Origin of the sequence: Paeniglutamicibacter psychrophenolicus, from assembly GCF_030812255.1 — a bacterium.
GTDB lineage: Bacteria > Actinomycetota > Actinomycetes > Actinomycetales > Micrococcaceae > Paeniglutamicibacter > Paeniglutamicibacter psychrophenolicus_A.
This window is the reverse complement of sequence record NZ_JAUSSH010000001.1, coordinates 67,555-86,913: the sequence shown is the minus strand read 5'-3', so window position 1 is coordinate 86,913 and position 19,359 is coordinate 67,555. Positions and strand designations below refer to the sequence as shown.

Here is a 19,359-nt window from a genome sequence, read left to right as displayed (position 1 = left end):
CGGGGACCTGTTCCCCAAAGCCTAACGAACTACATTCGTTTTACCCCTTGTGCCACGTGACGCAAGCCACCATACTAAAACGAACGATATTCATTTATGTGGCGGCGACCTCCACGCGGGACCTTCCGCCTCGATCGCCTCCCACACACCCGGCACCTTGCAGGAGTCAGACGTGAACTGGACCATGCCCGCCGAGACCTCGGCCCAGAAGCGCGTGTGGATGGCCTTCCCCACGGGGGCTACACGCTTGGCGACACCGAGGCCGAAGCCCACGCGGCCCGCTCGACCTGGGCCAACGTAGCCCATGCGGTGGCCGAGTTCGCACCGGTCTCCATGGTCGTGGATCCCGCCGACACACAGATCGCCGCGCGATACCTCGACGAGCGGATCGAGATCCGCACCGTCGAGCTCAACGACGCCTGAATGCGCGACATCGGCCCCACCTTCGTCACCAATGCCGCGGGCGAACTGGCGGCCGTCGACTGGGTGTTCAACGGCTGGGGCGCCCAGGACTGGGCGGCCTGGGACAAGGACGCGTTGATCGGCTCCGCGGTGGCCGAATGGGCCGGGGTTCCGCGCATCGCCACCGCGCTGGTCAACGAGGGCGGCGCCATCCACGTGGACGGCGAGGGCACCGTGCTGGCCACCGAATCGGTGCAGCTGGACCCGGGACGCAACCCCGGGACCACCAAGGAAGAAATCGAGGCGGAATTCGCCCGCACCCTGGGGGCCACCAAGGTGCACTGGCTTCCCCGCGGCCTGGCCCGCGACTCCCAGGAGTTCGGCACCCGCGGACACGTGGACATCGTCGCCACGATCCCCTCCCCCGGCACCGTGCTCATCCACTCCCAGCAAAACCCGGAACACCCGGATTATGCGATCTGCCAGGAACTGATCTCCACCTTCCGCGGCGCCACCGACGCGAAGGGCCGCGAATTCAACGTCATCGAGGTCCCCGCCCCGACCGTGCTGCGCGACGCGGAGGGCTTCGTGGACTACAGCTACATCAACCACCTGGTCATCAACGGCGGCGTGGTGGCCTGCACCTTCGACGATCCGCACGACGAAGCCGCCCTTGCCGTGCTGGCCGCGGCCTACCCGGGGCGGAAGGTCGTGGGCGTGGATGCCCGCGAGCTCTACGCCCGCGGCGGAGGCATCCACTGCATCACCCAGCAGGAACCCGTGGCCGGGGACCGGCCATGAGCGTGTCCACCGCCCGGCGCGCCCAGGCGCCCGCACGCTCCTTCGGCACCGGGCGCATCCGCTCCAAGGGCTTGGCCTCCGGCCAACTGGGGCTCACCGCCCTGGCCTGCGTCTGGTACTTCCGCCACACGGCCCTGGACTCGCTGCGCGACTTCGCCCTCCGGCTGCTGGCCCCGCTGCTGGGCGGGATCGCGCTGGTGGCCGTCTTCATCCAGACCGCCGTCGATTTCTGGGACCCGGCCTACGGGTCCGGTTCCCAGATCTTCGGGGTCGGGCTGGTCTTCGTGCTCGGCGTGGGCATCATCGCCCTCGGTGCGGTGTTCCTGGTGGGGGCCGCGGCTCGCCGTCCGGAGTTCTTCTCCGGCCGCTCCCTGCCCCGGCGGGCTCCGGCCTCGGGGCGCGAGCGCGTGTAGGGACGGCAGGCCGGGCCCGGTCCGGCAGGTGGTTCAGGCTCCGGGGTCCAGCACCGGGGCACCGTCCTGCAGGGCGGCCCAGGCCCGGTGCACGATGTCGGTGCGGGGCAACGCTCCGGCGAGCGCCGCGATCCGTGCGCTGCGACTCTCCCCCAACCGTCCGCGGAGGCGTTCGCGCAATTCGGTCTGGCGCAGGGCATCGGGGCCCGCCAGCGTCGTGGCGGAGGTCGCGGCGTCCGCCGCGGCCAGCAGGAATTCGGCAAGGGCGTCGCGCCCCGTGGCGGCGAACGACCCGGCCAGCGTCCGCACCGTGGTCCAGAGCTGCGGCCAGTTCCCCTCCCGGAGCAGGCCCTCCAGCAGCGGCCCGGCCATGTCCAGCGCCTTGCGGTGCTCACCGATCGTGGCCAGGGCAGCGAGCCAGGCGATCCTGGCCACCAGCCCCACCTGTTGCGCCGCGATCCTGTCCGCCTGCAGCGCCGCATCGCGGAACACCGCAGTGGCCGTTGCCGGGTCCCGCACGGCCAACACCTCCCCGCTGGCGTAGGTGGCGAAGGCGCGGATGGCCCCGTGGACGGGCCCCTCGGCCGCCAACCGGGCGGCCCCAACCGAAGCCCGTGCGGCGGCCAGGTCCCCGGCGTAGCAGTGGACCAGGGCCAGCGAGGCGTGCAGCTCGGCGCGGTTCCCTGGTGTGGGGCCCGCGATGTCCAACGCCCCGGCGAAGTTCGCGGCGGCGTCGGGCAGCCGGCCTGCATACAGCGCGGCGATGCCCGACGTCAGGCCCGCCAGGTACGCCGGTTGCACCGTGGTGGCCAGTTCCCGGGCCCGGGCGGCGAGTTCCAGTGCCTCGCCCGGCGTCCCCTGTTGGGCCGCAGCCATCGCGGCGGCGGCCAGGCCCAGCGCTTCGGCCCGTTGCCCGCGCAGCCCGGGGGCGCGGCCCGCTTCGGTGAACAACTGCCACAGCCGCGGCCCCGGCATCCAATGCGGCACCAGGGCCAGCTGCCCGGTGATTCTCGCGGCCAGGGAGCACCTGCCGGTGTCCAGCGCGAAGCGCACCGCGGCGGCGAATTCCGCCTTGGCCCGGTCCAGCAGGCCGAAGCCGCGCATGCCGCGGGACACGGAGGCGGCGGCGAACCTGCCGGCCAGGGCTGCGGCCCAGCGGGCATGGGCGATCCGGGCGGCATCGGTGCGGTGCGCGGCCTCCAGCCTGGCGGCGGCATGCGCCCGCACCGTTTCCAGCAAGCGGTAGCGGGTGCCGGCCGGGTCCCGGATGAGTACGAGCATCGAGCATTCCACGAGTTCGGCCAGCCGCAGGTCCGCGGGGGTTCCCGGGCCCGGGGCCATCGCCTCGGCCGCGTCCAGGTCGAATTCTCCGCCGAAGACCGACAAGGATTCGAGCAGCTGCCGGGTCGCCGGGTCCAGCAGTTCCCAGGAGAAGTCCAGCACGCGGGCCAGCGATTCCTGCCGCCCGCCCCCGTTCCCGGAGACCAAATCCAGGCCCCGTTCCAGGCGTTCGAGCAGCGGTCCGGCCCCCAGCACGGCCGCCCGGCCGGCGGCCTGCTCGATGGCCAGCGGCAGCCCGTCCAGCCGCCGCACCAGCGCGGCCACGGTGTCCGCGGCGCCGTCCCGGGGCGGCCACGGTGTCCGCGGCGCCGTCCCGGGGCGGCCACGGTGTCCGCGGCGCCGTCCCGGGGCGGGTCGGTGCCGGATCGCTCGACGAACAGGCGCACCGCGGAGGAGGCGTTGATCTCTGTGCTTCGGGCGCCGAGAGCCGGGACGGGCAGCGGGTCCAGCACCAGCACCGCCTCGTGCTCAAGGCCCAGCCTGGCCCTGCTGGTGGCCAGCAGCGGGGAATCGGGGCAGGCGCGGGCCAAGGTACCTGCCAGCTCGCGGACCTCGGCACGCACGTGCTCGCAATTATCCAGCACCAGCAGCCCGGGGGCCGCGCGCAGCGCCTCGGCGATCGCCTCCAGGGGGTCGTCCCCGGTGCCCGGTTCCATGCCCAGCACCGCGCAGACCTCGGTGCCCACCGCGGCGGTTCCTCCGGGTGCCGGGCGGGCCACGCCCGCCAGGTCCACCAGCACGGGGGCGAGTCCCGTGCGGTCCCCCAGGGCTCCCAACGCCTCGGTGACCAGGCGGGTCTTGCCCACTCCCCCGGGCCCCGTCACCGTCACCAGACGGTGGGTGGCAACCATGTCAAGCAGCCGGGCGGTTTCCTGCTCCCGGCCCACGAAGCTGGTGGGAGGCGGCCCGCCGAAAGCCGGCAGGTTTCGCCGCCCCGGGCGCACGGGCCCCGTGGTTCCGGTGTTCCCCAGGATGCGTTGTTGCAGGCCTTCGAGGTAGGGGGAGGGATCCAGCCCGAGTTCCCGGGCCAGGGTCCTGCGGTACCCGCTGTACTCCTGCAGTGCCTCCGGCGTCCGCCCGGATCGGGACAGCGCACTCATCAGCAGTCCCACGGCCCGCTCCCGGAAGGGATTCTCCGTGACAAAGGGCAGCAGCCGCGCCGACGCAGCGTCCGCTGCCCCGAGTTCCAGATCGATGGCAGCCCGCTCCTCGAAGGCATCCAGCCGCAGCCCATCGAGCCGGGCGGCTTCCGCCCGGGCGAAGTCACGGTCGTTGTACTCCTGGTAGGCAGCTCCGCGCCACAGTCCCAGCGCGGCATCCAGCAAACGTGCCGCCGGCTCCGCGGGGCTGCGTGCGGCCCTGGTGCGCAGTTCCTCAAAGTACTCGGCATCGGTGCTGCCGGGCGGGAGGTCCAGCCGGTAGCCACCGGGAACCGCGTCGAGGCATTGTCGGCCCAGAAGCCCGCGCAGCCGCGAGATGACGGTGTAAAGCGCTGCCGGCGGAGACTCCGGCAGGTCCCGGCCCCACGCGGCATCGATGAGTGCGTCTGCTCCCACCATGTACCCGCGGTGCAGCAACAGGACCGCCAGCACCGCCCGGCGACGGCCCGCGGGCAAAACGACGGGGACACCGTCCACGGTGGCCCGCAGGGGGCCAAGCACCGCGAATCCAATGACAGGCCCGTCCATACCTGCCATTGTCCTGACTCACCGCGTGAAGTCCAGTGAAAGGTCGGTGAAAGGCCAACCGCGCAGGCTGGGGTCATGGAAGACGAATACCGCCGCGCATTACCGCTCGCCGGAAACCCCGAGTTCCTGCCCCGGAGAATCCGGCGGCCCACCCCGAAGGAGGAGCCATGAACGGCCCCGCAGAAAACACCATCACCCCGGACGCACCGGCGCATGCCGCCGGGCAGGCGGTTGAAAAGGACATCGAGGCCTTCGCCGGGCAGCTCGCCGGGGCCATGATCGGTGCGGCATCCCTGGCCGCCGTCGTGCTCGGCGACCGGCTGGGGCTCTACGCGGCCATGGCCGGCAAACCACCGGCCACCTCGGGGGAACTGGCCGACGCCACCGGGTTCGACGAGCACCTGCTGCGCGAATGGCTGGCCCAGCAGGCCACCGCCGGTTTCCTTCGCTACGAGGCCCCAACCCAGAGCTTCTCCCTGCCGCCGGCGCACGCCGCGGTGCTGGTGGACGGGGCCTCCCCGGCCTCGATGATCGGCGACATCACCATGGCGGCGACCCTGTTCCGGGACACCGAAGCGGTGGCCGGGGCCTTCGGCTCCGGGCACGGCCTGGACTGGGCACTCCATGATCCGCTGGTGTTCGAAGCCACCGAACGCTTCTGGGGCGCGCTACCGCGCGGGACTCGAAGGCTGGCTGGCCCTGCTTCCGGAGCTCGATGCGGCGCTGCGCACCGGCGCCACGGTGGCCGATGTCGGCTGCGGTCGCGGCTATCCCTCGGTGCTGCTGGCCGGGATGTATCCCGACGCGCGCATCACCGGATTCGATGCCCACGAACCATCGATCCAGCTGGCGCGGGAACGCGCGAATGCTGCCGGCCTCGCAGCACGGGTCGATTTCGCCCTCTCCGACGCGGCAGGCTACCCGGGCACGGGATACGACCTGATCACGTTCTTTGATGCGTTCCATGACCTGGGCGACCCGCTCGGGGCGGCCATCCATGCCCGGGACGCGCTGGCCGACGGCGGGACGCTGCTGCTCATCGAGCCGTACTCCGCCGGTTCGCTCGCGCAGAACCTGGCTCAAAACCCCGCCGCCGCCTTCGGCTACGCCGCCTCCACCTTCCTGTGCACGCCCAACTCGCTGTCCCAGCCCGTCGGTTTGGCGCTGGGTGCGATGTCCGGGGAGCAAACACTGCGCGGGGTCCTGGCACAGGCCGGATTCACCGCGGTCGAGAAGGTCGCGGAAACGCCGTTCAACCTGGTGCTGGCGGCCCAACGCCGGCCCTCCGATCAGTGAAAGGGGTGCGTCACCGTGACCACCACCTGCATCACCCCCGAAACCGCCGTCCAGGTCCTGGCCAACGAACCGAGGCTGTGGCCGCCGCAACCGCCGCTGGACCCCGGTCCGCGCGGGGTCGCGATCCGCGTGCTGGTGCCCGGCAAGGCGACCGGCTACCAGTACGCGTGCGTCGAAACGGCGCTGGGCCCGAAGCTGCTGGGCCCCGATCCCCACCTGCACCACACCCTCGACGAGCTCTCGCTGGTGCTGGCCGGGACGCTGAGCGTGTACGTCGACGGGACCGTCTACGAGGTCCCGGCCGGCGGCATGCAACTGCGCCCGGCCGGGCTGGTCCACACCTTCTTCAATGCCACCGACGAACCTGTCAGGTTCGCGGACATGTTCTTCAACCAGAACTTCGACGAGTACCTGGTCGAATACTTCAGGATCCTCGAGGCCGGGGACCGCAGCCCGCTGGGCCACGGGGACCCTGCCATCATCCGGCGCTTTGACGAACTCGATGAGCGCTTCGGCGTGGTCATGTTCCACGACCAGCGCCAGCACTTCCTCGAAACCTACGGGCTCAGGGGCTAGCGCCGGGCCGGGTGCGGGTCAGTGCCGGGCGTAGCCGCCGGCTCCGGTCCAGTCCAGCAGCACGCAGGGCTCGTCCCCGAGCACCCAGCCGTCGTGCCCGGGCTCAATGACAAACACGTCGCCCGGGCCGGCGACGGCCTCGGTCCCGTCGTCCATGCGCACCGCAAGCCGGCCGGAGAGCACTGCACCGGTGTGCAGCACCCGGCAGCTGTCGGTGCCCGCCGTCGGACGCATGTGCACCGACCAGCGCCAGCCCGGTTCGAAGACCATCCGCCCCACTGTTCTCCCGGCAACCTGCACGATGTCCATGTGCCCGTGCGCGAAATCGCGCACCTCATCCGGGGAGTCCAGGTTCTTCGCGGCCAGGACCGCGCCGAGGGTGCTCATGGCGCCTCTCCCGTCACCGGATCGATGATTGCGGAGACCTGCCGGATGCTGTCGCACGGGAACCCGCCGATGCGGGCGTGCTCGCGGATCAGCCCCTTGTCCCTGGCGTTGTACACACAAAAGAGCCGGTCCTCGGCCACGTAGCTGTGCACCCACTGGATGCCCTCGCCCAGCTGCCGCAGCACGCCGTTGGAGCCCGCCGCCAACTCCTGCAATTGACCCTCGTCCATCCGGCCGGCGCCCGGAACGGTCCGTTCGATGACAAACTTCGGCATCGTGCCCATCTCCTGTGGTTCTGCCGCGGTGTCCTTCACCGCATGCAACAACCGTAGGATTGCCGGCACCCGGGTTTCATGGGGCGTTTACCCCATCACCGAACTCCTGGAGCCGGTCCAGCAGCCCGTGCCGCATCGCAAACAGGGTTGCTGCCGCGCGGCTGCCGACACCGGCCTTCGCATAGATCCGTTCGATGTGGTTCCCTGCAGTCTTGGGCGCGATGCCCAGCCGTGCGGCGATCTGCCGGTTGGAGGCACCGCGGGCCAGCAGCACCAGCACCTGGACCTCACGGGCGGTGAGACCCGCGGGCCCGGAGGGCCGGCGTTCGGGGGCCTGCCCGGCGCAGGCCAGGACCGCGTCGACGGCCCCGGCATCCAGCCCGCCGGCGGCCACCTGGGCCACCAGCAGGCGGGCTGCCTGCTCGGCGGTGTGCGGAACCGGGCGCGGTTCGCACAAGCGCTGGTATTCGTTGGCCGCCGCCAGGATCCGGCCCGGCAGCGGGATCATCGTCGCGTTCAGGCCGCGGTGGTGCCCGGTTCCGTCGAGCCGTTCGTGCGCCAGCGCGGCCAGCTGCCCGATCTCGCGTAGCGGCGCGGGCCGCGCGAGCATGCGTTCGGTGTAGTACGGCAGCATCCGCAACCGTTCGGCCTCGGCGCGGCCCAGCGTCCCTTCCTTTTCCAGGATCGCGTTCGGGATCCCCGTGCGCCCCAGGTCGTGCAGCAGGGCGGCGCGCCCCAGCAACCTGACCTGTTCGTCCTCCAGCCCCAGCCGGCGGGCCGCGGCCTGGGCGAGCCGGGCCACGGCGCGGCTGTGCCCGCGTAGCTGAGGGGCCTTCAGGTCGGCGTAATCGGCCAGCACCCCAAGCACGGGGTCCAGCTCCGCGCCGGTGACTTCGCGGTGCAGGCCAGGCTCCGCATCGATCAGTGTCTCGAAGGCCGATCCGGAGGGAAGTGCGGCGAAGAGCTCCTCGGCGTCCCGGGTGAAGGCGGCCACCAGCTCCGGGTCGCACTGGGTGCCGCGGCGCGCCTCGGCCACCGCCAGTGCGGCTGCGGTGCCGCCCCGCCGATGGTGCACCTCCAGCACGTCGCACAGCTGCCAGAGCCGGGTGGCCACAGCGATCCTGTTCCCGCCAAGCCCCGCGGGCAGGCCGCGGCCGTCCCAGCGGGCAAAGACCTGTTGCAGCGGGCCGGAAACTCCCGCGCCCAGTCCCAGCCGGCCGGCGAACTCGGCCGCCACCAGGCAATGCGTCCGCAGCGAGGCCTTAACGCCGGCGGCTCCGGTGGCCAACAGCGTGGCCCGGGTACCCAGCCGTCGGGAGGCCGGGGAACCGGAGCCCGCGCTGCGCAGCAGGTAGCCCAGGAACGGCAGCGGGGCCATGTCCACGTCGAACACCCCGGCCCGGTAGGCGATGTCATCGCCGAAGCGGCGCGAAGACTCCGGGCTGTCGGCGATGCATCCCACCCAGCCGAGCAGCGCCACGTAATAGAGGTCGGCGCGGTCGTCGGGCCCCAGCCCGATCAGTTCGCCCAACCTGGTCGCCAACAGCGCGGAGCGGGCCACATGCTCCATGGGCTGGCCGAGTCCCAGGTCCACCGCCAGCGACAGCGTGCCCACCAGCTCGGCCAACCGGATTCCGCTTCCCACCGCCCGATGCGCGGCTTCGCCCTCCATGGGCACCACGATACGCCCCGGGGCTGCGCAGCGGCCAGCGCCGGGGCGGCTACGGCGCCGGGGTCCGGGCCTTCGAATCCATCGGAGCGCGCAGCGAGCCGTAGCGTTCCATGCGGTGCCAGCGCAGGCGCACGCCGGCCAGCGCGGTGACCACCGACTGGATCACCACCAGGTACATCAGCTGCCGGTACACGAACTGCTGCAGCGGCAGCGTCCACAGGGCGCGCAGCGGCTCGCGGTCGAGCCGGAACGCGTAGGCCGCCATGATGAACTGGATCAGCAGGAAGGTGCCCCAGAGCACGGCAATCCTGACGGGATCCAGGAACACCAGCCCGTAGATGGCAAAGATGTCGACCACGGGCGCGAAGAGCGGAAGCAGGACCTGGAAGAGCAGCAGGTAGCCAAGCCCCCGGCGCCCCAGCTTCCCGGCAGCACCCGATTGCGCAACGGCCCCGCGGTGCTTGAACATGGCCTGCAGCGTGCCATAGCACCAGCGGTAGCGCTGCTTCCACAAGGCCCCGAGGGTTGCCGGGGCCTCGGTCCAGGCCAGGGCGTCGTCCTCGTACACGACCCGCCAGCCGTCGCGGCACAGGGCCATGGTCAGGTCGGTGTCCTCGGCGAGGGTGTCGCTGCTGACCCCGCCCACCCTGGCCAGGGCCTCGCGGCGGAACGCGCCGATCGCCCCGGGGACCGTGGGCATGCATTCGGCGACGTCGAACAGGCGCCGGTCCAGGTTGAACCCGACGACGTATTCGATGTGCTGCCACGCACCGAGGATGCCGCCGCGGTTGGCGATCTTGGTGTTGCCCGAGATGGCGCCGACCCGCGGATCGGAAAAGCGCTGGATAAGCACGTGGACGGTGTCGGGCTCGAACACGGTGTCCCCGTCAACCATCACCACCAGCTCGTGGCGGGCCGCGGCGATCCCGGCGTTCAGTGCCGAGGGCTTCCCGCCGTTCTCCTTGCGGATGACCTCGACGCCGGGCAGTCCGAGCGCCTCGACGATGTCGGCGGTGCCGTCGCTCGAGCCGTCGTCGACGACGATGACCTGCACCGGATGGGTCGAGGCGGCGATGGACCGCACGGCCGCCTCGATGCCGGCCGATTCGTTGTAGGCCGGGACGATCACGCTGACCGGGTCGAGGACCTCGGTGCGCATCGGCGAGGTGAACCAGGCCCGGCCGCGCTCGGCCTCGCGGCTGCGCCGCACCGCCCGGCTGTGCCGGAAGGCGACCACCATCACCAGCACCGCCCGCGCCAGCGTCACGATCCCGGCCGCGACCAGGCCCCAGGAGATGGCCGTGGCAACGGCATCGGTGAAGCGGACACCGAAGACGAATGCGGTCCCGATCAAGGAATCGGCTACGGACGCCTGCCGGGTGCTGTCCACGCCGATCGAGTCGCCGACCGTGGTGAAGCGGTGGCCGGGCGCGTCCTGCTTCCCCAGCGCCGCGGACAGCGCCTCGACGGTCTGGGAACGGTTCCCCCCGCCGTCGTGCATCAGGAGCACCTGGCCCCCGGCCCCGTGCAGCAGCAACTGGCCGGTGATCACCTTGGCGCCGGGGGCGCGCTCGTCTGCGCTGTTGAGTGTGCTCAGCACGGTCAGGAAGCCCTCGTCCGCTGCCGTCTCCATGGCCGACCACTGTCCGTTCGTCGTGGCCGCGTTCCCCGAGCTGTGGGGCGGGCGCAGCAGCGACGGCGATTGGCCGGTGATCCCCGCGACGACCTTCTGGGCACCCCGGATCTCGAGCTCGCGCCGCCACGAGGGGGCCCCGGAGAGGTCGGCGTGCGTGAGGGTCTGGATGCCGATCTCGTGGCCCTCGGCGGCCATGCGCCGCAGCAGCCCGGGATGCCGGATCGCCGAGGTGCCGGTGACGAAGAAGGTGGCATGGACCCCGTGCTCCCGCAGGACATCGAGGATCTTCGGGGTCCAGGCCGGGTCGGGCCCGTCGTCGAAGGTCAGGGCCACGGTGCGGGCGGAGGGACCGGCCGTGCGGACATCCTGCCCGCGGGCATCAATGATCGGGCCACCGTCCAGGACTGCCTCCGGGACATTCCCGGCGGCGCGGCTCACGGGCGCGGGGCGATCGCCGATGCCTGCCAGGTGGTTCATGTATCCCTGGATGGCCAGCGACAGCCCCAGTGTCAGGACGACGACAACCATGAGTAACCAGTGCGCCGCGATGCCGCCGGTGCGGGCCACCCGGCGTCCGCGGCTCACGGAAGGGGCTCCCGGGTGGGCTTGGCCGGGCCGGTGCCGCCGTGTCCGGGGGCTGTTGCATTGCGGCCCGGTGCGTCCTGGCTCCTTCCCGGTGCGGTCGGCTCGCTGCCGGGGCTCGGCGCGGCACTCGCGGGAGCGGTGCTCGGTGCTGTTTGGGGGGCCGTGGTTTCACGGGGAACGGCCGAGCTGGAAGGGGCAGCGGATTCGGTTGCGGAAGAAGGCGCGGCGGTGGGCGCGGTTTCCTCAGGGGCGCTTGTGGCCGCCTCGGTGCCGGCGGTCGCATCGGGTGCCGCCACGGGTGGTTCCTCGGCGCGTTCGGATGCCGGGGTCGGGGTTGGTGTTGGCCGCGGTTTCGTCGAGGCTTCGGGCCCGGCCGCGACCGCTGGCTGCCCCCCTGAAACGGGCAGCCTCGGTGCCGCGGTTGTGGAGCCGCCCAGGAAGGCGACCAGGAGGAGTGCCACGTACAGCGCCATCAGGCCCACGACCACCATGCCGGCCTTCTTGAGTCGCTGCAGGCGCCTGCCGGAGGGGTCGACGAAGACGGGGTCGCTTGCGGCGTAGGACGATCCTCGGACGGGGTTTTGGGTAAAAGCTGGCATCGGGCCCAACGATAACGCACGCCCGCAAAGGTCACAAAATGGTCACGATGACAATTCCCGAGGCCCGTCGCCCTTGAATTGCGCGTCGCACGGGACTAAGGGAAAAACCTTCCGACGTGTGGTCCGACGGGTTGCCGGGCCACACGTCGGAAGGGGGCATCAGCCCAGCTTGAGCATGACCTTGATCGCACGTCGCTCGTCCATGGCCCGGTAGGCCTCGGGCGCCTGCTCCAGGCCCATGACGGTGTCGAAGACCAGGCCGGGGTTGATGAGGCCGGCCAGCACATCCTCGAGCAGCTCGGGCAGGTACGCCCGGGTGCTGGCGGCACCGCCGGCGACCGAGATGTTCTTGGAGAACAGCACCGAGATCGGCAGCCCGTCCTGGCCGTGTGGAACTCCCACGAAGCCCAGCGAGCCGCCGGGCCTGGTGCAGCGCAGTGCCTGGTCCATGGCCTCGGCGGTGCCCACGCATTCGAGCACCGAATCCGCCAGCACTCCCCCGAGCAGTTCGCGCACCTTCACTGCGGCCTCGGCCCCGCGCTCGGCAACCACGTCGGTGGCCCCGAATTCGCGGGCCAGGGCCGCGCGGTCGGCGTGCCGGGACATCGCGATGATGCGCGTCGCCCCCAGGCGCTTGGCGGCAAGGACCCCGCACAGGCCCACGGCGCCGTCGCCGACGACCACGACGCTGCGCCCGGGTGCCACCCTGGCCCCGAGCGCGGCGTGGTGCCCGGTGCCCATCACGTCCGAGAGCGCCAGCAGCGACTTGGACAGCACCTCGTCCGGTTCGCTGACGCCCGGGACCGGAACCAGGGTGCCGTCGGCGTTGGGGACCCGCACCGCCTCGCCCTGTCCGCCGTCCACCGGCAACCCGTTCTCGTCGTTCCCGCCCCAGGACGCCCGGTGCTCGCAGGCGACCTGGACGCCGTTGCGGCACGGCGGGCAGGTGCCGCAGCTATTGGCCCAGGGTGCCACCACGAAGTCGCCGACCTTCAAGGTGGCGACCTTGCTACCGAGCGCCGTCACGGTTCCGATGAACTCGTGGCCGATGCGCCGGGGCTCCGGGATCGGGTTGATCCCGCGGTAGGGCCACAGGTCCGAGCCGCAGACGCAGGCCGCGCCGACCTTCACGATGGCGTCGGTGTCGGCGAGCAGGACGGGATCGGGGCAGTCCTCGACGCGGATGTCCCGCGGTCCGTGGATCAGTGTGGCGCGCATGGTTGCCTCCGCAGGCTGGTCTTGGTGTTTTCGTTTTCCAGCCTATGCCCGTTCGTTGGACACGGAGCAGCAAAACGCTCCACGTGCCGGGCTCCCGAAACATATGACCCTGTGTTGCCCCCCTTGACCCGTGGTGGCAATGTGTCCCCGTTTCAACGTATGGTTGAAACAGCTTCACGAATTCTGGCTGCCGCAAGGCAAGGCTCCGACCTAAACAGATACCAACCCCATAGTTGCACGGTGGGTGGTTCGGATGACGAAGCGGCCCTTTCGCGCATCCCGCGCGCAGGGGCAAGGACAACGAATATCAAGGACGTGTGCATCTTGTACAGCCCCAGCCTGGCCACAGCTTCGCCCGCCAATCCCCTGCCGCGCTTTGCCGGCGACTGGATCACCGCGTGGCTCGACCTCGACAAAGACACCAGCCTGCTGCACGTGGGCTCCGGGCCCGACGAGTGGGTGCTCGAGGCGCTCGCCCCGCACAAGCTCTCGGCGGCCTTGGCGGGCCGCGGTCCAGTCGAGGTGCAGTTCAACCCCGAGCTCCTGGTGGTGCTGGTTCCCGGGGCCCACGAGCTGGTCGGGGACTCGTTCTTCCGCCTTCGGGCCTGAGCTGGGAGAGACCACGAGCGCTTAAACGACCGGTGGCGGCCACCTCGCTACGTGAGTAACAAGATGACCGCCACCGCTTTGGTGCACTCTATGGAATTAGAGGGCGGCGTAAACTTCGCGCAGCAGCGTTGCGGTTTCCGACGGGGTCTTGCCGACCTTCACGCCGGCAGCCTCAAGGGCTTCCTGCTTGGCCTGTGCAGTACCGGCCGAGCCCGAGACGATGGCGCCGGCGTGGCCCATGGTCTTGCCCTCGGGTGCGGTGAAGCCTGCCACGTAGCCGACGACCGGCTTGGTGACGTTGGCCTTGATGTACTCGGCGGCACGCTCTTCGGCGTCGCCGCCGATTTCGCCGATCATGACGATGGCCTTGGTCTCCGGGTCCGCCTCGAACGCAGCCAGGGCGTCGATGTGGGTGGTTCCGATGACCGGGTCGCCGCCGATGCCGATGGCGGTGGAGAAGCCCAGGTCGCGCAGTTCGTACATCATCTGGTAGGTCAGGGTGCCGGACTTGGAGACCAAGCCGATCGGGCCCTTCTGGGTGATGTTGTTCGGCGTGATACCGACCAGTGCCTCGCCCGGGGTGATGATGCCGGGGCAGTTCGGGCCGATGATGCGGGTGACCTGGTTGCCGTCGGCGTCGACCTTGGACTGGGCCAGGGCCCAGAACTCGGCCGAGTCCTGTACCGGAACGCCCTCGGTGATGACAACGACCAGGCCGATGCCTGCCTCGATGGCCTCGACGACTGCATCCTTGGTGAAGGCAGGCGGCACGAAGACGATGGAAACGTCTGCACCGGTTTCGGCCATGGCTTCCGCCACTGCGCCGAAGACCTTGATTTCCTTGTCGCCGTGCAGCACGGTGGTGCCGGCCTTGCGGGCATTGACGCCACCGACGATGTTGGTGCCGGCCTTCAGCATCAGGGCGGTGTGCTTGGTACCCTCGCCACCGGTGATGCCCTGAACGATGACCTTGGAATCCTTGTTAAGGTAAATGCTCATGTTCGCGTATCCCTACTTACTTCGCTGCGTTGGCGAGCTCGGCGGCCTTGTCGGCGCCCTCGTCCATGGTTGCTGCCAGGGTGACCAACGGGTGGTTGGCCTCGGCAAGAATGCGGCGGCCCTCTTCGACGTTGTTGCCGTCCAGGCGCACGACCAGCGGCTTGTTGGCTGCGGAACCGAGCTCGGCCAGTGCACCGACGATGCCCTTGGCAACGGCGTCACACGCGGTGATGCCACCGAAGACGTTCACGAAGACCGACTTGACCTGCTCGTCGTTCAGGATGACGTCAAGGCCTGCGGCCATGACCTCGGCGGAGGCTCCGCCGCCGATGTCCAGGAAGTTGGCGGGCTTCACGTTGCCGTGGTTTTCGCCGGCGTAGGCGACGACGTCCAGGGTCGACATGACCAGGCCTGCACCGTTGCCGATGATGCCCACTTCGCCGTCCAGCTTGACGTAGTTCAGGTCCATCGCCTTGGCCTTGGCCTCGAGCGGATCCGCTGCGTCCTTGTCCTCGAGCTCGACGTGGTGCGGGTTGCGGAATTCGGCGTTCTCGTCGATGGAGACCTTGCCGTCCAGTGCAACGATGTCGCCGGCGCCGGTGCGAACCAGCGGGTTGACCTCGACCAGGGTTGCGTCTTCCTTCTTGAAGACGTCCCACAGCTTCAGGATTGCCGCGGCGACCTTTTCGGTCAGCTCCGGCGCGAAGCCTGCTGCGGCAACGATCTCGTCGGCCTTGGCCTGGTCGATGCCTACGGCCGGGTCAACGGCGATGCGGGCCAGGGCCTCGGGACGCTCAACGGCGAGTTCCTCGATTTCCATGCCGCCTTCAACCGAGCACATGGCCAGGTAGTTGCGGTTCGCGCGATCCAGCAGCACGGAGAAGTAGAACTCCTCGGCGATGTCGGCGCCCTGGGCGATCATGACCTTGTTCACGGTGTGGCCCTTGATGTCCATGCCGAGAATGTCGGATGCGTACTTGAACGCCTCGTCGGCGGTCTTTGCGACCTTCACGCCACCGGCCTTGCCGCGGCCTCCGACCTTTACCTGGGCTTTAACGACCACGACGCCACCGATTTTCTCGGCAGCGGCCTTGGCTTCTTCAGGTGTGTAGGCAACGATGCCGGCCAGCACGGGTACACCGTGCGACTCGAACATATCGCGCGCCTGGTATTCATACAGGTCCACGGGCTTGTGTCCTTCTTGTCGAAGTCTATGCTGACTCAAGACACGGCTCCATATACACGGATCCATGCTTTGAGGGGGAGAGTCCATCCTGGAAACAGGGCGGGCTCCATCCCACAGCCTAGCGCCTTGGCGCCCAATGGCACAGTTCTACAAACGGTAGAGCCCAATGCGCCGTGACACCCGCCACAGGCCCCGCAAACATGGCGTTTTCGGGGGTATCCTCGCGCTTGGCAACGTAGCTAGTCAAGCTTGGCCAACGGGGCATAGCGCAGCAATAGCCGTTTCTCCGCGTCCGCGAACTTCACCTTGGCCACGGTCTTGTCCCCGGCACCTTCCAGGGCCAGGACCACGCCCTCGCCGAAGGTGCCATGGCTGACCTTGTCCCCCACCGACAGGGAAATGATTTCCTTGTTCGGCTGGACCCGGCCCTTGGCCCGCGCCGTGGGCGCGGTGCTCAGCGTGTGGATTTCCGGGGCGCCGGAGAGCCTTCCCCCGCCACCGGATCCGGCGCCCGCACCCCAGTAGGAGCCCGACTCGTAGCGGCTGGTGGCGAAGTTGCTGCTCCCGCCAAAGGACTCGAAGCTGGAACGCTTGGTGCCCTCGCGCTTCCACTCGACCAGGGCTTCCGGGATTTCCTCGAGGAACTGGCTGGCGGGGTTGTACTGCGCCTGGCCCCACAGGCTGCGGTACTCGGCGCGGGTCAGGTACAGGCGCTGGCGGGCCCGGGTGAGCCCCACGTAGGCCAGCCGGCGTTCCTCGGCCAGCTCCTTTTCATCGGTCAGGGACCGTTGGTGCGGGAAGATGCCGTGCTCCATGCCGGTGAGGAAGACCACGGGGAATTCCAGGCCCTTGGCCGTGTGCAGCGTCATCAACGTGACCATTCCCTCACGGTGGGCCATGTCCACGCCCTCCGCGTCGGAGGGCGCGTCGGGGATGGAGTCGGCGTCCGCCACCAGCGCCACGCGCTCGAGGAAGTCGGTGAGCGTGCCTTCGGGGTTCTCCTTCATGAAGTCCCGGACCACCGCCACCAGCTCGGCAAGGTTCTCCACGCGGGACTCGTCCTGGGGGTCGCTGGAGGAACGCAGCATCTCCAGGTAGCCGGTCTGCTCCAGCACCGCCTCGAGCGCCTCGGCCGGGCCGGATCCGTCGGCGACCACGGCCAGGTCGTCCATGATCTTCACGAACGCTCCGACCATGTTCTGGCCGCGGGTTCCCAGCCCGGGTGCGTCCTCGGCCCGGCGCAGCGCCTCCATGAAGGAGATCCGCTCACGTTCGGCCAGCGCGGCCACCGAGTATTCGGCCCGGTCCCCGATGCCGCGCTTGGGCTCGTTGAGGATCCGGCGCACGTTGATGTCGTCCTCCGGGTTCACCAGCACCCGCAGGTAGGCCAGGGCGTCCTTGACTTCCTTGCGGTCGTAGAAGCGGGTTCCGCCAATGACCTTGTACTTCAAGTCCACGCGGATCAACTGCTCCTCGAGGGAACGGGACTGCGCGTTGGTGCGGTAGAAGATGGCAACGTCGCCGGGACGGATGGACTCCTCGTCGTTCAGGCGCAGGATCTCCTCGGCGATCCAGCGGGCCTCGTCCGACTCCGACTCCCCCACGTAGCCGATGATCTTCTCGCCGTCGCCCTCGGCGGTCCACAGCCGCTTCTCGGGCCGGTCCGGGTTGCGCTTGATGACGTCGTTGGCGGCCGAAAGGATGGTCTGGGTGGAGCGGTAGTTCTGCTCGAGCTTGATGGTCACAGCATCCGGGTAGTCCTTGGCGAACTCGACGATGTTGCGGATGTCGGCCCCGCGGAAGGCGTAGATCGACTGGTCGGAGTCGCCCACCACGGTCAGTTCCCCGCCCGGGGTCGGGCCGTCGGGCCCGGTCAGCTCGCGCACCAGGGCGTACTGGGCGTGGTTGGTGTCCTGATACTCGTCGACCATGACGTGGCGGAAGCGCCGGCGGTAGTTGTCCGCCACCGCCGGGAAGGCACGGAAGATGTTGACCACGTGGGCAATGAGGTCATCGAAGTCCAGGGCGTTGGCCGCGCGAAGCCGTTCGGTGTAGCCCCGGTAGACCTGCGAAACCGCCGCGGCGAACGGGTCGTTGGAGGCAACGGTAGCCGCATATTGCTCGTCGTCGATGAGTTCGTTCTTCAGCGCGGAGATCTTGTGCGCCATGGACTTGGGCGTGAACCTCTTGGGGTCCAGTTCCAGGCCCTTGGACACCAGCGTGATCAGGCGCAGGGAGTCGGCGGAGTCGTAGATGGAGAAGCTGGACTTCAGTCCCACCGAGGCCGCCTCGCGGCGCAGGATCCGCACGCACGAGGAGTGGAAGGTGGACACCCACATCTTCTTCGCCACGTCCTCGCCCACCAGAGCGGAAATGCGTTCACGCATCTCGGCGGCGGCCTTGTTGGTGAAGGTGATGGCCAGGATCTCGTGCGGACGCGCCCTTCCGGTGGCCAGCAGGTAGGCCATGCGGTGCGAGAGCACGCGCGTCTTGCCGGAGCCGGCACCGGCAACGATCAGCAGTGGGGACCCGGCGTGCTTGACGGCTTGCTCCTGCTGGGGGTTCAGCCCGGCAAGCAGCGCCTGGGCATCTGGGAGGGGAGGGGCTTGGGCGGGCGCGACGAAGTCATCGAAAAGAAAATCCATGATGGCCCCAGTCTACGGCGGTGCGCCCACCCGTTGGCCTGGCCCCGATCATTTGGCGGCATAATTGGGGTCATGGTCAAGTCACAGAAGAAAAAGAAGCAGTACAACCGTCCCGCCCCGGCGGCACCGGCTCCCAACCCCTCGACGCAGCGCTCCCCGGAGAAGGCTGCCAGCAACGGGAGCCTGATCCTGGTCGCCGGGTTCGTCGTGGTGCTCTTCCTCTTTTGGTACTACCACCTGCTCGTGCTTAACCAGATGACGGATCTGTCCAACGGGTTGGCCATGCCGGACCAGATGATCGGCGGCTACTCCGCCGGGCACATCGAGGCGTTGCGCCAGGCCATGGATGCGGACGCCGTCGGACAGTTGAACTACGTGCACAAGACCGCTGGCCTGCTCTTCCCGCTCTTCCTGGCGCTGGTCACCATGCTGGCCGTGAACATCAACACCTCCCGCGGCATGGGCCGCTGGCTCCTGTGGGCGGTGCCCATGCTCTTCGCGGTCGTCGACCTGTGGGAGAACCGTGCCATCGATGCCTTGTTCACCGGTGCACTGGACCCGGCCGCGGTGTCCCTGGCCTCCACGCTGACCACCACCCGCTGGATCCTGCTCTTTGCCACCGCGGCAATCCTCTTCGGGGTGCTCATCGCCTCGTTTGTGCGCACGTTCCGCGAAAAGTGGGAATTGTCCAAGAAGGGTCTGCTCTAGCGCCTGGAAGTTTGCGGCCGCCAGACGGCGCGCTGCGCCACATTGACCAAGCTTCGCCAAATACCGTTAGGATTGACCCGGATCGTTTTTTGGCGAAACGCGCCCCTGTAGCTCAGTTGGATAGAGCGACTCTCTCCTAAAGAGTAGGCCATCGGTTCAATTCCGGTCAGGGGCACCAAACAAGAGCGCAACCTGCAAACCTGCAGGTTGCGCTCTTGCCGTTGGCCCTGTTTCGGGTGTGCCCGGATACCTGGGCCCCACCGCAGGTTGAACAAGTGGCAAGTGCCTGCCGGCCCCGCCGATGCCCGGTTTTCTCGGTCAGG

At 69.3% G+C, this 19,359-nt stretch carries 15 protein-coding genes, 1 tRNA gene and 3 pseudogenes; 8 read left to right on the top strand and 11 right to left on the bottom strand.

Annotated features, from left to right (window positions below):
- Window positions 1-184 precede the first annotated feature (184 nt).
- Both J2T21_RS00410 and J2T21_RS00405 read left to right on the top strand, forming a co-directional pair.
- A pseudogene (locus tag J2T21_RS00410) lies at window positions 185-1,203 on the top strand (agmatine deiminase family protein).
- On the top strand, window positions 1,200-1,616 hold the full coding sequence (locus J2T21_RS00405; RefSeq protein ID WP_307577341.1) for a hypothetical protein: 417 nt from the start codon (window positions 1,200-1,202) through the stop codon (window positions 1,614-1,616). The pseudogene J2T21_RS00410 and the gene J2T21_RS00405 overlap by 4 nt, the downstream one beginning before the upstream one ends.
- Window positions 1,617-1,649: 33 nt before the next feature.
- Here J2T21_RS00405 and J2T21_RS00400 read toward each other — a convergent pair whose 3' ends face one another.
- Entirely contained in the window at window positions 1,650-3,221 is a 1,572-nt protein-coding gene (locus tag J2T21_RS00400; RefSeq protein WP_307577339.1) for a hypothetical protein, read from the bottom strand.
- A gap of 263 nt (window positions 3,222-3,484) precedes the next feature.
- A pseudogene (locus tag J2T21_RS20780) lies at window positions 3,485-4,516 on the bottom strand (BTAD domain-containing putative transcriptional regulator); the annotation flags it as partial.
- A 296-nt stretch (window positions 4,517-4,812) separates the two neighbouring features.
- On the opposite strand from J2T21_RS20780, the pseudogene J2T21_RS20775 reads away from it, so the two are divergent.
- The 3 genes and pseudogenes from J2T21_RS20775 to J2T21_RS00390 all read left to right on the top strand — a co-directional run.
- Window positions 4,813-5,088: pseudogene (locus J2T21_RS20775) on the top strand (hypothetical protein); the annotation flags it as partial.
- Between the two features lie 181 nt (window positions 5,089-5,269).
- Window positions 5,270-5,941 (top strand): SAM-dependent methyltransferase, encoded by a 672-nt coding sequence (locus tag J2T21_RS00395; RefSeq protein WP_307577337.1) that lies wholly within the window; start codon window positions 5,270-5,272, stop codon window positions 5,939-5,941.
- A 15-nt stretch (window positions 5,942-5,956) separates the two neighbouring features.
- Window positions 5,957-6,517, top strand: a complete 561-nt coding sequence (locus J2T21_RS00390) for a cupin domain-containing protein (RefSeq protein WP_307577335.1) — start codon at window positions 5,957-5,959, stop codon at window positions 6,515-6,517.
- Window positions 6,518-6,535: 18 nt separating this feature from the next.
- On the opposite strand, the gene J2T21_RS00385 is transcribed toward J2T21_RS00390, so the two are convergent.
- From J2T21_RS00385 to J2T21_RS00360, 6 genes are all read right to left on the bottom strand, one after another.
- Window positions 6,536-6,904: a cupin domain-containing protein gene (locus J2T21_RS00385; protein WP_307577333.1), complete on the bottom strand. Its 369-nt coding sequence runs from the start codon at window positions 6,902-6,904 to the stop codon at window positions 6,536-6,538.
- Window positions 6,901-7,179, bottom strand: coding sequence for a DUF4242 domain-containing protein (locus J2T21_RS00380; protein WP_307577331.1), 279 nt, complete (start codon window positions 7,177-7,179; stop codon window positions 6,901-6,903). The genes J2T21_RS00385 and J2T21_RS00380 overlap by 4 nt, the downstream gene beginning before the upstream one ends.
- A 76-nt stretch (window positions 7,180-7,255) precedes the next feature.
- Window positions 7,256-8,851, bottom strand: a complete 1,596-nt coding sequence (locus tag J2T21_RS00375) for an HD domain-containing phosphohydrolase (RefSeq protein ID WP_307577328.1) — start codon at window positions 8,849-8,851, stop codon at window positions 7,256-7,258.
- 49 nt (window positions 8,852-8,900) lie between these two features.
- Window positions 8,901-11,072 carry a bifunctional polysaccharide deacetylase/glycosyltransferase family 2 protein gene (locus J2T21_RS00370; protein ID WP_307577326.1) on the bottom strand — a complete coding sequence of 724 codons (2,172 nt, stop codon included), beginning with the start codon at window positions 11,070-11,072 and terminating at the stop codon, window positions 8,901-8,903.
- Window positions 11,069-11,671, bottom strand: a complete 603-nt coding sequence (locus tag J2T21_RS00365; protein ID WP_307577324.1) for a hypothetical protein — start codon at window positions 11,669-11,671, stop codon at window positions 11,069-11,071. Before J2T21_RS00365 ends, J2T21_RS00370 begins: the two co-directional genes overlap by 4 nt.
- A gap of 159 nt (window positions 11,672-11,830) precedes the next feature.
- Window positions 11,831-12,889, bottom strand: coding sequence for a zinc-dependent alcohol dehydrogenase family protein (locus tag J2T21_RS00360; RefSeq protein WP_307577322.1), 1,059 nt, complete (start codon window positions 12,887-12,889; stop codon window positions 11,831-11,833).
- 324 nt (window positions 12,890-13,213) lie between these two features.
- On the opposite strand from J2T21_RS00360, the gene J2T21_RS00355 reads away from it, so the two are divergent.
- Window positions 13,214-13,498 (top strand): hypothetical protein, encoded by a 285-nt coding sequence (locus J2T21_RS00355; protein ID WP_307577320.1) that lies wholly within the window; start codon window positions 13,214-13,216, stop codon window positions 13,496-13,498.
- A gap of 96 nt (window positions 13,499-13,594) precedes the next feature.
- On the opposite strand, the gene sucD is transcribed toward J2T21_RS00355, so the two are convergent.
- The 3 genes from sucD to pcrA form a co-directional block, all read right to left on the bottom strand.
- The gene (gene sucD, locus J2T21_RS00350; RefSeq protein WP_307577318.1) at window positions 13,595-14,497 is read right to left on the bottom strand and encodes a succinate--CoA ligase subunit alpha; all 903 of its coding nucleotides are present in this window, start codon (window positions 14,495-14,497) and stop codon (window positions 13,595-13,597) included.
- 16 nt (window positions 14,498-14,513) lie between these two features.
- The gene (sucC, locus tag J2T21_RS00345; RefSeq protein WP_071216346.1) at window positions 14,514-15,683 is read right to left on the bottom strand and encodes an ADP-forming succinate--CoA ligase subunit beta; all 1,170 of its coding nucleotides are present in this window, start codon (window positions 15,681-15,683) and stop codon (window positions 14,514-14,516) included.
- 239 nt (window positions 15,684-15,922) lie between these two features.
- Window positions 15,923-18,328 carry a DNA helicase PcrA gene (pcrA, locus tag J2T21_RS00340; protein WP_307577314.1) on the bottom strand — a complete coding sequence of 802 codons (2,406 nt, stop codon included), beginning with the start codon at window positions 18,326-18,328 and terminating at the stop codon, window positions 15,923-15,925.
- A gap of 72 nt (window positions 18,329-18,400) precedes the next feature.
- On the opposite strand from pcrA, the gene J2T21_RS00335 reads away from it, so the two are divergent.
- Both J2T21_RS00335 and J2T21_RS00330 read left to right on the top strand, forming a co-directional pair.
- Entirely contained in the window at window positions 18,401-19,036 is a 636-nt protein-coding gene (locus tag J2T21_RS00335) for a hypothetical protein (protein ID WP_307577312.1), read from the top strand.
- Between the two features lie 101 nt (window positions 19,037-19,137).
- Window positions 19,138-19,214, top strand: a tRNA-Arg gene (locus J2T21_RS00330).
- Window positions 19,215-19,359 lie beyond the last annotated feature (145 nt).